Raw genomic sequence first — 13905 nt, 5'->3', positions numbered from 1 at the left:
AGTGCCTTGACGGTGTCCGGGTGGTCGGCGGCGAACTTCTTGCTCACGATCAGGATGGTGGTGGGGAACTCGCCCGGCTTGCCCGTCAGCGACCCGTCCCACAGGTCCTTCTCATCCACGAGGACCTTGGCGCCGGCCTGCAGCACCAGCCGGGACGCCCAGGGCTCGGGCAGCCACGCGCCGTCGAGCTTGCCGTCCTGGAACAGCTTCAGGGTCTGGGCGTTCTCGGTGGGGTTGATGGCAACGTCGCCGCTGCCGTCGGTGTTGGTCTTGTAGCCCTGGGCGGACAGCCAGGCCCGCAGCGCCACGTCCTGGGTCCCGCCCAGCTGCGGCGTGGAGAGGGTCTTGCCCTTCAAATCCGCCGCAGCGGCAATCTCCGGCTTCACCACCAGCTGCGGGCCGCCTGCAGCGGCGCCGGCGATGATGCTGACGGACTCGCCCTTGCTCTTCACGAACGAGTTGATCGCCGGGTTCGGGCCGATGTACGTCGCATCGATCGCGCCGGCATTCAGCGCCTCGATCGCGGCCGGGCCGGCGTTGAACACCTGCGTGCTCAGCTTGGTCTCACCCAGGCTCCTGGCAATGAAACCCTGCTTCACGCCCACCAGCGCCGGGGCATGGGTGACGTTGCCGAAATAGCCCAGCTTCAACTCAGCAGCAGGCGTCGGAGCGGGGGCCGCTGCCTGGGCTGAGGAATCACGGGACAGGGTTGACGCCACCACGGCACCGGCGGCAATGAGCAGCACCAGGCCGAGGGCAACCAGGACCTCCACGGCGCGCTTGCGCTTCGGGTTGTTGCTCTCTCCTGCCACGATGCGGATCATTCCGGGCTGGGGACTTGTCATTGTTTCACCATAGGGAGTGACATAAACCCGTTCAATGAAGCGGAAACGGGGGGTCACGCGGGTTCATCTAGCGTCACATTCGGACGCCCTTAGGCAGCACGGCTAGGCGACGTAGGCGTCGGCTGCCGCAAGGGCATCATCAAGAATGGCAAGGCCCGCGGCGGCGTCGGAGCGGTCCACGTTGAGCGGTGGCGCCACATGGACCCGGTTGCCCAGGACCAGCGGCAACAGGCCGCGCACAAGGCACGCCTTGACGACCGAGACCATCGGTGCGTTCGCCGTACCAGTGGCCCCGGCCGGCACAAGCGGCTCTTTGGTCTGCCGGTCGCGGACCAGTTCGAGGGACCAGAGGCCGCCGATGCCGCGGACGTCCCCGACGGACCCGTGCTTGTCGGCGAGCGCCCTGAGCCCTGGCCCCAGGACGTCCGCGCCGAGGCGGGCAGCTGCTGCGACTGTGTCCTCCTCGTGCATGGCATTGATGGCGCCGACGGCGGCTGCGCAGGCGAGCGGGTGGCCGCTGTAGGTCAGGCCCGCCGGGTACGGGCGCTTGGTGAACATCTCGTAGATCGCATCCCCCACGAGCACGCCGCCCAGCGGCACGTACCCGGAGTTAACGCCCTTCGCAAACGCCATCAGATCGGGCGCCACGCCGTCGTGGTCGACGCCGAACCAGGCGCCCGTGCGTCCGAAACCGACCATGACCTCGTCCGCGATGTAGACGATGCCGTGGCGGTCACACAGCTCGCGAACCCCCCGCAGGTAGCCGGCCGGTGGCACGATGACGCCCGAGCTGCCGATCACAGATTCCAGGACCAGGCCTGCGATCGTCGACGGGCCTTCCAGGAGGATGACCTGTTCGAGGTGGGCGAGTGCCCGCTCCGATTCCTCCTCCGGGGTGCTCGACCCGAACGCCGACCGGTACAGGAAGGGCCCGAAGAAGTGGACGGCACCGGCCGAGCCCGTGTCCGAGGCCCAGCGGCGAGGGTCGCCGGTGAGGTGGATGGAGGCCGCCGTCGAGCCGTGGTACGACCGGTAGGCGGCGAGCACTTTGGGCCGTCCGGTGTAGAGCCGCGCCATCCGGACCGCATGCTCGATGGCCTCTGTCCCGCCGGTGGTGAACAGCACGTGCCCGAGGCCCTTCGGTGCGACCTCCACAATCAGCCGTGCTGCCTCGCTCCGGACATCGGACGCATGGCCGGGTGCGAGCGTGCACAGGCGGTCGGCCTGCTCCTTGATCGCAGCCACAATGCGCGGATGCTGGTGGCCGAGGTTGGTGAACACCAGTTGCGAGCTGAAGTCCAGGTAGCGCCGTCCGGTGTCGTCGATCACGTAGCTCCCGGAACCACCGACCAGGGTGGGCACGTCGCGCGGCCCCTGCGCCACCCAGGGGTGGAAGACCAAGTCGTCGGGATTCATGACATCCTCCGTTTCTCTTCGTTGGGCTGCCCGGGTTCAGTCGCCTTTGACGTTGACGAGCTGCCGGAGCCTGTGGCCGATCCTCACCAGGTCCTGCGCGTCGCGCATGACGACGTCGATGGGCTTGTACGCCGCCGGAATCTCGTCGATGAAGGCTTCGGTGGCTCGGAATTCAATCCCCTGCATGGCCCTTTTCAGCTCAGCAAGGGAGAACGCCTTACGCGCCGCTGTCCGCGAGTACTCGCGGCCTGCACCGTGCGGCGAGGAATTCAGCGCCACGCGGTTGCCAAGCCCGGCCACTACATACGACGCCGTTCCCATGGAACCGGGAATGAGTCCGGGATCGCCGCGCTCGGCTTTGATGGCCCCCTTCCGGGACACCCAGACGGACTTGCCGTAGTGCGTCTCCTGCCGGGTGAAGTTGTGGTGGCAGTTGATCCGTTCCCGTTCCAGCACCTTTCCGCCCGTCCAGTTGCCGAACTGGCTGATCACGCGGTCCATCATTTCCTCACGGTTCAGCAGGGCGAACTGCTGGGCCCAGTGCAGTTCCTCGATGTACCGTCTGAACTCGGCCGTGCCCTCTTCCAGGTAGGCGAGGTCGGCATCGGGAAGAGCGATGCGTTTCTCCCGCGTGACGCGCTGCGCGACGCTGATGTGGTGCTGCGCGATCTTGTTGCCAACACCGCGGGAACCGGAGTGCAGGAACAGCCAGATGGCATCCGTCTCGTCCGCGCAGACCTCGATGAAATGGTTGCCTGATCCCAGCGAGCCAAGCTGGAGCTCCCACTTCGGGACGTACTGGCCGGGATCAAACCTGGCCTTGGCAGCCTGCCTCCTCAGCTCCGCGATGCGTGGTTCGGCCGTGGCCATGACCCTGCGGTTGTTGTGTCCGGCCGAAAGCGGGATGACGTTCTCGATGGCCTCCCGCAGGCGTTTCCGGTCCGAAGGGAGGTCGTTGAGGAAGTACTGCGTCCTGACGGCAATCATGCCGCAGCCGATGTCCACCCCCACCGCGGCCGGAATCACGGCGCCCAGGGTGGGGATGACGGAGCCCACCGTGGCGCCCTTTCCCAGGTGGGCGTCCGGCATCAGCGCCAGATGCGGATAAATGAAGGGCAGCCGGGACGTTCTCACGGCTTGCTCCCGCGTCTGTGCGTCCAGGATGGAAGCCCAGTTGATGAGCCGGCTGTTGATGCGTTCCACGATCTTCCCTCCCGGCGGGATAGGGCGAAAGTAAGGCCGGGGCCCCGCTGTGTCAACACCCCCGCGGCGACTCATGGGAGGGCAGCCCGGCAGCCATTGCTGACCGGGCAGCGTCTTGCCTGTGAGCGGGAGAGTTACAAGGTCAGGGCGAGGCTGGGCGCACCACGATGGACGAGCCACACTGGTTGATGATGGCGCCCGAACTCGAGGCTGCGGAGGCGGTTTTCGTACCGGTGGCGGACGTGTCGGTCAGCGCGAGGGAGTCGACCTCGATGGCCGCGTTCGACTTGGAGGCAATGCTCGACGTTACATCGCCGACCTCGGCCGTCCCCAACGGAGGCGTGAAGGTCGTTGTCGCCGAGTTGGTGCCGTTCCTCACGCCGTGTGCGGTCAACAGCAATGCTCCCGGCGTCACCGGAGTGACCGACGGGGCCCTCACATTCGGGTAAGCCACCCCGCTGTTGGTGTCAGTGGAGGGCGTGACGTCCAGCGGTGTGGTGGGGTCTGCGCCCTGCACGGCAACCGTCGCCCAGGCATACCTGGAAGTGGGCTCAGGCACGCTCGGCGCTGTATCGCCTGACTGCATCACCCGATACCAGACCGCCTGGTGCGCTGAGGTGGATCCGGCGCTGGTGAAGTCGGCGATTGCCCGCGTCCACCCGGCGGGAGTCGTGCTGTTCGCGGACCCGGACACGGTCACCTGCGAGAACAGGAAGACTGTATCGCCGGGCTGCCAGCCTGCTGGCAGGGTGGGCGTGTAGGAGCCCGAAGCGGTCAGCTCGCCCGCTCCGGTTGCCGACGACCGGACAGAGAGCGGTGTCGATGTCGGTGTGGGGGTTGGCGTTGGGCTCGGCGATGGCGTTGGTGTTGGCGAAGGCGAGGGGCTCGGCGAAGGCGTTGGTGTTGGCGAAGGCGAGGGTGCCGGCCGGGTGAGCGTGAAACTGTCAGTGAAGGTCCCGCCCGAGGCGCCGACGAACTGGCCGGTCAGCGTCGTATCGGTCACGGACACCTTCAGGAAGCCATACGTCGGGTTGTTGTTGCTGCCCATGAACCGCTGGAAGTACGGCGCCGTCGTCGTGTTGCTCTCGCTGTTGATCGACTTGCCGCCCGAACCCACTGTGGCGAGGATCGTCCCGGTGCCGGCGGCGAACTGGCCGGTCGGGTTCGTGTCGGCGACACAGTCGGGGTTGAAGCTGCTGACGGGGATCGCTGTGCACGTGCCCTGGAGCGCGAGCGGGTAGCTGCGTGCGTACGCGTGGTCGTGCGCCTGAAGGTAGAGGTCCACCTTCTTGGCCACCAGCAGGTTCATCAGGTCAGGACTGGCGGCGCAGGGGTAGTTGACCATCGACAGGCAATACATGTGCATCCCGACGACGACGAACGGGATCCCGGCAGCCCGTGCTGCGTCGATTGCGGATGACACGAAGTTGTAGCCCTGCGTGCCGGCCTTGTAGGACCAGTCGAGGCTGGTTCCGTCGAAGGACAGCTTCGGGGACACCATGATTGTCCGGACCAGTGGGCTGCCCGCCGGGTAGTCCGAGTAGAACTGCTGGCCGTAGGTTCCGGTCACGCCGAGGCGGTCCGGGAGGCACTCGGCAAAGTTCGACCACACCCCGTCAGGTCCGTTGTCCTCATGGTTCCCGGACAAAAGCTCATAGGGCATCGTCCCGGCGTGCTGCGTGACGAACGAGCACCAGGACGACTCCGGGGTGATCTCGGAATAGGACATGTCGCCGAGGTTGTACATCGCCGCGAGCCCCGCACTGCTTGCAGCGTCGATCACCTTGCCGGTCCTCGTGTTGCCGCCGGTGTCGCCGACGAACCCCAGGCTCACCGAGGCTGCGGCGGTGGCCGGAGTCTCTTCCGATGTGGCGAGGACGAAGGCATTGGCGAGAACGAGTATGCCGCCGAGCAAGACGGCCATCGCCCGGCGAAGTGGGCGGCGCACGAGCCGGCGGTCGTTCATTGACAGCTCCATTCGGTCGCGCGGCGCAGCCCGTTGGCTGCCGCCGAGAACCCGACGACAACAGTGGTGGCGCCCTGCCGGGACACCGAGGTGGCCGACCCGGACACGCCGGTGAACTTTCCGTCCGAACCCGGAGGCAGGATCGAGACGCTCTTACCCGCCCACATCACCGCCTGCGGTCGGGACGCGCGGAAGGACGGCTTGCTGCCCGTTCCCACGGACACCCCCGAGACGCCCGCCACTGCGCCCGAGTCGGGGCCGGCGGCTGCCGCTCCCAGGTCGTTGATCCGGCCTTGGACGTCCCAGGCGACGGCGTGGGTTCCCCCGGGCACGGCACTCTGGCCGAGCGCCTGGCCGGCGGAGTCGATCCCGAGCACCACGCCGCCCCGCCCGGCAATGGTGGGCAGGGTTCTCGGGGTGCCAGCCTGCGTCCACAGGACCGGCGTACCGCCGTCGGCGAGGGCCACCCCGCCGATCGTGCCGTCCGCGCCGATCGCGAACGCATGACCGCCCTCTGCCCCGGAGGGAAGCCCAAGGTCGCTGGGTGCCGCAGTAACTGAGGACCAGACAGCGGGGCGCTCGTTCTCGTCGGCGCCCGGCCCGTCGGAGTGCTCCTCGTCGCTGATCAGCGCCCCGACGACGACGCCGCTGTCCGACACCATCGAGGGGAGCGCGATGTCACCGGGGCTCACGGGGAGTTGGTGGTACACCCCGTCCTGCCACCACCAGCCCACCAGCACCTCATGCGTGTCGTCATACCCCGTGCCGACGACGACTCCGCTCTGGTTCACGGAGGTGGGGGCCACAGCCTGGAGCGGGATCGCCAGCGGGGTCGGCTGGCCATCCCGCCAGAGTACGGGTGCGGACCCGCCTGCAGCAGTGTCGGTGATGCCGACGACCAAGCCATTGCTGCTCGCAGCGATCGCGTTGCTCCCCGGCCCACCCAGGCCGGCGAGCAGCCGCACCCCACAGTTCATCGCAGGGCGCATGTCACTCCCGGCAGCCGACGCCGCCACGGGCACCATGACCAGGCCACCCTCCAACGCAAGCAGCAGCGCGGTCACCAGTGCCTGAGGCCGCGTACCCGGTGACCTGCGCGGGTGAGGACCGGCCGGGCGGTCACCTCCCCGCCCTACGCCAAGCCAGGAAGTCCTGCGGCCTGGACCACGTACGCCCATGTGAAGAAATCGATGGTCTATCAATGTTCCCCCCGGAGTTGAACCCTGTATATCCAGCAGCATCTGCAGCACAATCGATAATTGCCATGGTCGCCCTGTGATGACGAGCCTAGGGTTCAGCTCAAGCGGGTGTCACGAGTAACAGGTACCTACTTCGAAGCATATTTAGGAGGTACTCACCTCTGGTCCTTGCGAGTACTCACCATGGGGGTGTGACCTCGGGAGCTTGAGCAGGAGCCCCGTCACTGTCTGGTCCGTCCCCGCCCGGACGGCAACCCCGCCGGGACTTTAGCCACACCCCAGCGGGCTCAGGGGTAATTCAGTCCTGCATGCGCTCCAGGCGGTACGTCAGTTTCGCCTCACGTTTGGGGTCGTCCCCCAGGGATTTGGTGCGCGCAATGTAGTCCACGCCCCAGGTCTTCAGCAGGAAGTCGTCGGCAATCCGGACGTGGCCGGCGGGGAACTTGTAGTCCATTCTCTTGGCCACCCCGGACCAGTCGGCGGTGCCGAAGAGCTCCTCGGCATCGGCCACTGTCCGCACACCGTTGGCGGCAAGCAGGTCCCCCAGCCAGCCGTACTGCCGGGCCTGGCTCCTGGGGTGTTCGGAGAGCAACCGGGCCAGCATGTCCTGGAGGATGTCCCCGGTGAGCTCGGTTGCGGCGGGGTTGGCGGCGAACTCGGCCGTGCTTTCGGCCTGACGGCGTTTGACGATGTCGTTGATCGCCGAGAACTGGGCGTCCGCGAGTTCGATGAGGGTTGACGCCATGGTGAACGCGCGGTCCACTTCCGCGTTGGCCTCCGCGAGGCTCTTGTAGCGGATGTCATGCTCGAAGGCAGCCCATGCATGCTGCAGCACGGTGCGGATTTGGACTTCGAAGCGATCCCCGATGAACGGCTGGCAGCCCACGGGAACGTTCTCGGCAGGGACTTCCAGGATCAGGTGCCGGCCGGCGTAGCCGATCTGGCCGTTGCGCCGCTGGGAGCTTGTTTTGTCATCGTCCTCGCGGCAGTTGAACTGCCCCTTGAGTGCCGTTGCAACGTCAGCGATGTCGGGTTCGAGGAACATGATCACCCGGACACCGATGAGGTCGTCGAGCTGCTCGAGTCCGTGTTCATACTTGAATCTGCCGTCCGCAGTGAGCCGGTCCAGCTTTCCCTTGACCGAACCGGGGTCCTTGACCCGGGCCTGCACGGTGTGGTGGTTGAGGCCGTCGTCGCGGAGCCGGGCGCGGATGGCATGCCCGATGGCATCGGAAGCCGCATTCAGCCGGGGCAGCAGCGCACTGTATTGCTCCAGGGAGCTGGCAACAATGGAATCATGATCTTCCAACCGGTCCCCCTCAGATCGTCGCGCAGCGCATCTACCCAGCAGAGTATCCAAGGCAGCGGTTTTCAGCTACTGCCGGGCTCCGGGTCCTCCGGATAAAAACAGCGGCCTGTTCGCAGAACCTGTCCTCGAGGGTCAGGTTTGGCGAACAAGCCGCTGTTTCGTGCTGCAGGAATCAGATCGAGTAGCGCTCATCCTCGTGGTCGCCCGGGTGGTCATTGACCAGGCCGGCGGCCAGGGTGTTGCCGTCCAGCGGATCAATCACCAGGAAAGCACCGGTGCGGCGGTGGTGAAGGTAGTTTTCCAGCGGCAGCGGGGCGGCGAGCCGGAGCTGCGCGTGGCCGATGTCGTTGAGTTCCAGGCTGGACGCGCCCTCAAGTTTGAAGGTGGCGAGGTCCAGTTTGCCGCTGACGCTGCGGACCAGGGCCTGCACGGTCCGGGTGCCGTGCTTGACCAGCACCTTGGCGCCTTCGCGGAGCGGCTTCGGGGACAGCCAGCACAGCGCGGCGTAGAGGTCTGCCGAGGCTTCGCGGACGGTGCCTGCGGCGGCGATGGTGTCACCGCGGGCGACGTCGAACTCGTCTGCCAGGCGCAGCGCCACGGACTGCGGCGCAACCGCTTCGGTGAGCTCGGCGCCCGCGAAGTCGATGCCCGTCACCGTGGTGGTGCGCGGGTCCTGGCCGGGGGTCAGTACGCTGACCTTGTCGCCCACCTTCACCGAGCCTTCAGTGATCTGCCCGGCGTACGCGCGGTAGTCGCGGTAAGCCTCGACGTCGAGTCCGCCGGCAACCGCGTCGGGAGCCAGTGCCCCCTGCGGCCGGATGACCAGCTGCACGGGGAAGCGGAAGCTCTCCAGGTGGCTTTCCAGTTCGTCGGCGGCGGGCAGGGTCTCGAGCACCTCGAGCAGCGCCGGCCCGGTGTACCAGGGGGTGCGCTCCGAGCGCTCCACCACGTTGTCGCCGTTGAGCGCGGACACCGGAACCACCAGCAGGTCGGTGATCCCATCGGAACCGAGGCCCAGCTCGCGGCCCACCTGCTGCACGTCGGCTTCGATCTCGCGGAACACGGACTCGCTGAAGTCCACCAGGTCGATCTTGTTCACGGCCACAATCACATGGGCCACGCGCAGCAGCTGCAGCACGGACAAGTGACGGCGGGTCTGCTCCAGGACACCCTTGCGGGCGTCGATGAGTACGACGACGGCATCCGCGGTGGACGCGCCGGTCACCGTGTTCTTGGTGTACTGCACGTGCCCGGGGCAGTCGGCCAGGATGAAGCTGCGGCGGTCCGTGGCGAAGTAGCGGTAGGCGACGTCGATGGTGATGCCCTGCTCGCGCTCGGCGCGGAGGCCGTCGGTCAGCAGTGCCAGGTCGATGCCGCCTGCCGAGCCCCCGAAGCCGCGGTCTGCGGACGTGCGGGCAACGGCGTCGAGCTGGTCGGCCAGGATTGCCTTGGAGTCGTGCAGAAGGCGGCCCACCAAGGTGGACTTGCCGTCGTCGACCGATCCGGCGGTAGCGAAGCGGAACAGCGAAGCGTGCGCGAGCGGTGCCTCGTCAAGAAGGGCAGCCGCGCGGGCTGTATCGATTTCGGTGCTCATTAGAAATAGCCATCCTTCTTGCGGTCTTCCATGGCGGCCTCGGAGATGCGGTCATCCGCACGGGTGGCGCCACGTTCGGTGATGGTGGAGGCGGCAACTTCAATGACGACGTCGCGCACCGTGGCGGCGGCTGACTCAACAGCGCCGGTGCAGGACATGTCGCCCACGGTCCGGTAACGGACGGTTTTGGTGATGACTTCCTCATCGGGGCGCGGCTGGGACACTTCGCCCACGGCGCGCCACATGCCGTCGCGGGCAAAGACCTCGCGGTCATGGGCGTAGTACAGGCCGGGCAGCTCGATGTTTTCGCGCTCGATGTAGCGCCACACATCCAGCTCGGTCCAGTTGCTGATGGGGAACGCGCGCACGTGCTGGCCCACGGTGTGGCGGCCGTTGTACAGGTTCCACAGCTCGGGACGCTGGTTGCGCGGGTCCCACTGGCCGAATTCGTCGCGGAGGCTCAGGATGCGCTCCTTGGCGCGGGCCTTGTCCTCGTCGCGGCGGCCGCCACCGAAGACGGCGTCGAACTTGTTGCGCTGGATCGCGTCCAGCAGCGGGACGGTCTGCAGCGGGTTGCGGGTTCCGTCGGCACGCTCGGCCAGTTCGCCTGAATCGATGAATTCCTGGACCGAGCCGACAACCAGCTTCAGGCCAAGGCGCTCAACAGTGCGGTCGCGGAAGTCGATGACCTCGGGAAAGTTGTGTCCGGTGTCCACGTGCAGCACGGGGAAGGGAACCTTGCCCGGCCAGAACGCCTTGGTGGCGAGGTGCAGCATGACCACGGAGTCCTTGCCGCCGGAGAACAGCAGCGCAGGCTTCTCGAACTCGGCCACTACCTCGCGGATGATGTGGATGGCCTCGGACTCGAGGGTGTCCAGCGAGGAAAGGCGACGTGACTCCAGAGCCGGAGCGGCAGATGCCGCCCCGGGAGTGGCATCGGGGTCGACGGCCACGGAAGTTGGGAAGTTGCTCATACGTGTAGTCCGCATTCTGTCTTGTCGGTTCCTGCCCAGCGGCCGGCGCGGGGGTCATCGCCGGGCGCTACCTTGCGGGTGCAGGGCTGGCAGCCAATGGACGGGTAGCCCTGTGAAAGCAGCGGGTTGACGGGAAGGAGGTTGTCGTCGGAGTACTGCACCAGCTGGTCGAAGCTCCACGCTGCCACCGGGTTGACCTTGACCAGGCCGTTGGTTTCGTCCCAGGTGATCAGCGGGGTGTTGGTGCGGGTGGGGGCTTCGTCGCGGCGCACGCCGGTGAACCACAGTTCGTAGCCGGCGAGCGTGCGGCGCAGCGGGGCCACCTTGCGGAGGGCGCAGCACTGGGCGGCGTCCCGTGCAAAGAGGTCCTTGCCGAGGAGTCGGTCCTGCTGCTCGACGGTGTTCTCCGGGAGGACATCCACCACATTGACGCGGAGGTTTGCGGCAACCTCGTCGCGCGTGGCGTAGGTTTCCGGGAAGTGGTAGCCGGTCTCCAGGAACAGTACGTCGACGCCGGGAAGCTGGTCGGCGACCAGTGCAGGCAGCACGGCGTCGGCCATGGAGCAGGCCACGGCGACGGCGGGCAGGTCGAAGTTCCGGGCAACCCAGGCGATGACGTCGCGGGCCGGAGCGTCCCAGCCGAGCTCGGCAGCGCCGGCCTCGGCCAGTGCTTTGAGCTCGTCGTGGGAGCGGAGGGTTCCGGCGGTCGAGCTTGTCGAGGCCGGAGTTTCGGCGGGCTCAACCACCGGGTCTACTCCAAGTGCGTGCTTGCTCATTGCAGGTCCTCCTCATCTGCTGCGTGGGCCCACTCGGCGAAGGTCTGGCCTTCGGTGTGCTCGGCCACGAACTTACGGACGACGCGCTCGACGTAGTCGGGCAGGTCCTCGACGTAGACCTTCAGGCCGCGGACGGTGCGTCCGAGGCCGGCCTCTTCACGGGTGGAGGAAGCCAGCCCGCCGCCCAGGTGGACCTGGAAGCCGGGGGTGGGATCGCCGTCGGGCGTTGGCAGCATCATGCCCTTGAGCCCGATGTCCGCGGTCTGGATGCGGGCGCAGGAGTTGGGGCAGCCGTTGATGTGCAGGGACAGGGCGTGGGGCAGCTGGCCGCTCTCGGCGAGGTCCGCGAGGCGGCGTTCCAGCTCGGCCACAGCGGTGGCGGCGGTCATCTTGGTTTCCACGATGGCCAGCTTGCAGTATTCGATGCCGGTGCAGGCGATGGTGCCGCGGCGGAACACGGACGGCCGGGCGGAGAGGCCCAGGGCGTCGAGCTCGGCCACCAGCGGTTCAACCTCGTCCTTGGGCACGTCCAGCACCACGAGCTTCTGGTGCGGGGTGGTGCGCAGTCGGTAGGAGCCGCGGGCTTCGAGCGTGTCCGCGAGCTTCACCAGCTGCGCGCCGGAGAGCCGGCCGGCAATGGGGGTGGCGCCGATGAAGAACTTGCCGTCCTTCTGTTCGTGCACGCCCACGTGGTCGCCCGGTGTGGAGGGCTTGGGGGCGGCGGGGCCGTCAGCCAGCTTGTAGCCGAGGTATTCGTCCTCGAGGATCTGGCGGAACTTTTCCGGACCCCAGTCGGCCATCAGGAACTTCAGGCGCGCCTTGGTGCGCATGCGGCGGTAGCCGTAGTCGCGGAAGATGCTGGTGACGCCGAGCCACACGTCGGCAGCCTGCTCGGGCGTGACGAACGCGCCGAGGCGCTTGCCCAGCATGGGGTTGGTGGACAGCGCGCCGCCGGCCCAGAGGTCGTAGCCGATGCCGAGTTCGGGGTGCTTGACGCCCACGAGGGCGAAGTCGTTGATCTCGTGCACCACGTCCTGGCTGGGGTGGCCGGTGATGGCGGTCTTGTACTTGCGCGGCAGGTTGGACAGCAGCGGGTTGCCGATGAACCGCTCCCCCAGCTCGGCGATGAGCGGGGTGGGGTCGATGATCTCGTCCTTGGCGATGCCGGCCACGGGCGAGCCGAGGATGACGCGGGGAACGTCGCCGCAGGCTTCGGTGGTGGACAGGCCGTTACTTTCGAGGCGGCGCCAGATCTCGGGGATGTCCTCCACGCGGATCCAGTGCAGCTGGATGTTCTGGCGGTCGGTGAGGTCCGCGGAGTCCCGGGCGAAGTCGACGGAGATCTGGCCGATGACGCGCAGCTGCTCGGTGGTGAGTGCACCGCCGTCGATCCTGACGCGGAGCATGAAGTACTTGTCCTCGAGCTCGTGCGGCTCCAGTGTGGCGGTCTTGCCGCCGTCGATCCCGGGCTTGCGCTGCGTGTAGAGGCCCCACCAGCGGAAGCGGCCGTGCAGGTCCTGGCCCGGAATGGAGTCGAAGCCGTCCTTGGAATAGATGGACTCGATACGCTCGCGGACGTTAAGGCCGTCGTCCTCCTGCTTCCAGGTTTCGTTGGCGTTGAGCGGCGTGGTGCCGTCCACCTTCCACTGGCCGTGCGGCTTCGCTGCCGGTCGGTTGGCGCGTGCGGGTCGCTTGGCGGCAGCGGAGTCCGCGGACGCTCCGGCTAGAGCTGTATCAGTCATGCATCGACTGTAGGTCCCACCGGAAAGCCGTCACAAAGGGTCAGAAACGCGAGGTCACCTAGGGAAATATTTCGTCATGAATCGCCGGGAAGCCTTGAAGTAGCCCGGGGCCTGTGCATGGTCCGGGGGCTTTTAAGCACCCGCTGCGACGGCGGCGTCATAACGGTCCAGCGCGATCTGAGCCATGAGCCGGGACGGCAGCAGCGGCTCCGTGACGATGTCCGCTTCGGCCTTGGCCAGCTGGTCGTGGAAGAAGCCGTGGGCCAGCAGGTAGGACGCGATGATCACCCGTCCCTGCCCCTCGCCGCCGGGGTATTCGGCACGGAGGGAGGCGACGGCGTCGGGCACTGACGGTTTGGCGGCCGCACCGTAGGCGGGAACAATCCTGTTGCCCCGCAGAGCCCGGAGGTGTTCGGCGAGCTCCTCGACGCTGACCGAGGCTTTGGGGTTGGTGGATCCGGCGGCCGCCAGCACCACGGCGTCGTGCTCGGTGGCCCCTGCTTCCCGCAGCCGCTGGTCGAGGATCTCCGCCAGCCGGGGGTCCGGGCCGAGCGGCTCCGAGGCACTGGAACCTTCCCTGCTGCGCGCCGCCTTCGCGATGTCCACCTTGGTGTGGAAGCCCACGCTGAGCAGCAGCGGCACGATGACGGCTGCTTCTCCCTCCGGCAGCCCGGCCATGACGTCCACCAGGTCCGGGTCCTGGACATCCACATAGGCTTCCCGGACATCCAGGCCGGGGCGCAGCGAGCTGATGTCGGCACGGAGGCCGTTGACCTCGGCGCCGCCCAGCGGGCTGGACGTTCCGTGGGCACAGGCGATCATGATGGGGCTATTCATAGGGGCTAGCGTAACGTTGGAGCAGCCCCATCCGCCCCTTCCAC

Annotated in this window: 9 protein-coding genes and 2 pseudogenes; all 11 read right to left on the bottom strand. The window is 67.2% G+C overall.

The window, feature by feature from the left end; genetic code table 11:
• On the bottom strand, window positions 1-824 hold an 824-nt coding region (locus AC07YR_RS22355; protein ID WP_494735301.1), incomplete at its 3' end, for an ABC transporter substrate-binding protein.
• A gap of 123 nt (window positions 825-947) precedes the next feature.
• Window positions 948-2270, bottom strand: a pseudogene (locus tag AC07YR_RS22350) (aspartate aminotransferase family protein); the annotation flags it as partial.
• 27 nt (window positions 2271-2297) lie between these two features.
• Entirely contained in the window at window positions 2298-3464 is a 1167-nt protein-coding gene (locus tag AC07YR_RS22345) for an RtcB family protein (RefSeq protein WP_436058334.1), read from the bottom strand.
• Window positions 3465-3606: 142 nt separating this feature from the next.
• Entirely contained in the window at window positions 3607-5430 is a 1824-nt protein-coding gene (locus tag AC07YR_RS22340) for a metallophosphoesterase family protein (protein WP_494735300.1), read from the bottom strand.
• Complete coding sequence (locus AC07YR_RS22335; RefSeq protein ID WP_436058336.1) at window positions 5427-6494, bottom strand: hypothetical protein; 1068 nt, start codon at window positions 6492-6494, stop codon at window positions 5427-5429. Before AC07YR_RS22335 ends, AC07YR_RS22340 begins: the two co-directional genes overlap by 4 nt.
• Window positions 6495-6927: 433 nt before the next feature.
• Entirely contained in the window at window positions 6928-7938 is a 1011-nt protein-coding gene (locus AC07YR_RS22330; RefSeq protein WP_494735299.1) for a GTP pyrophosphokinase, read from the bottom strand.
• A gap of 172 nt (window positions 7939-8110) precedes the next feature.
• Complete coding sequence (locus AC07YR_RS22325) at window positions 8111-9532, bottom strand: sulfate adenylyltransferase subunit 1 (RefSeq protein ID WP_494735298.1); 1422 nt, start codon at window positions 9530-9532, stop codon at window positions 8111-8113.
• Window positions 9532-10506, bottom strand: coding sequence for a sulfate adenylyltransferase subunit CysD (gene cysD, locus AC07YR_RS22320; protein ID WP_494735297.1), 975 nt, complete (start codon window positions 10504-10506; stop codon window positions 9532-9534). Before cysD ends, AC07YR_RS22325 begins: the two co-directional genes overlap by 1 nt.
• Window positions 10503-11282, bottom strand: coding sequence for a phosphoadenylyl-sulfate reductase (locus AC07YR_RS22315; RefSeq protein ID WP_494735296.1), 780 nt, complete (start codon window positions 11280-11282; stop codon window positions 10503-10505). The genes cysD and AC07YR_RS22315 overlap by 4 nt, the downstream gene beginning before the upstream one ends.
• Window positions 11279-13024: a nitrite/sulfite reductase gene (locus AC07YR_RS22310; protein ID WP_055802657.1), complete on the bottom strand. Its 1746-nt coding sequence runs from the start codon at window positions 13022-13024 to the stop codon at window positions 11279-11281. Before AC07YR_RS22310 ends, AC07YR_RS22315 begins: the two co-directional genes overlap by 4 nt.
• Window positions 13025-13078: 54 nt before the next feature.
• Window positions 13079-13861, bottom strand: a pseudogene (locus AC07YR_RS22305) (sirohydrochlorin chelatase).
• Window positions 13862-13905 lie beyond the last annotated feature (44 nt).

This window comes from Arthrobacter sp. GW460-12-1-14-TSB2 (assembly GCF_059423525.1).
The sequence above is the reverse complement of the archived record's forward strand: the minus strand, read 5'-3'. Positions and strand labels throughout refer to the sequence as shown.

What these genes read in the sequence shown, in the direction of transcription:
- AC07YR_RS22325 (WP_494735298.1), bottom strand. Translation starts at nt 9,532, where the DNA reads ATGAGCACCGAAATCGATACAGCCCGCGCGGCTGCCCTTCTTGACGAG.
- AC07YR_RS22315 (WP_494735296.1), bottom strand. Translation starts at nt 11,282, where the DNA reads ATGAGCAAGCACGCACTTGGAGTAGACCCGGTGGTTGAGCCCGCCGAA.
- cysD (WP_494735297.1), bottom strand. Translation starts at nt 10,506, where the DNA reads ATGAGCAACTTCCCAACTTCCGTGGCCGTCGACCCCGATGCCACTCCC.
- AC07YR_RS22340 (WP_494735300.1), bottom strand. Translation starts at nt 5,430, where the DNA reads ATGAACGACCGCCGGCTCGTGCGCCGCCCACTTCGCCGGGCGATGGCC.
- AC07YR_RS22310 (WP_055802657.1), bottom strand. Translation starts at nt 13,024, where the DNA reads ATGACTGATACAGCTCTAGCCGGAGCGTCCGCGGACTCCGCTGCCGCC.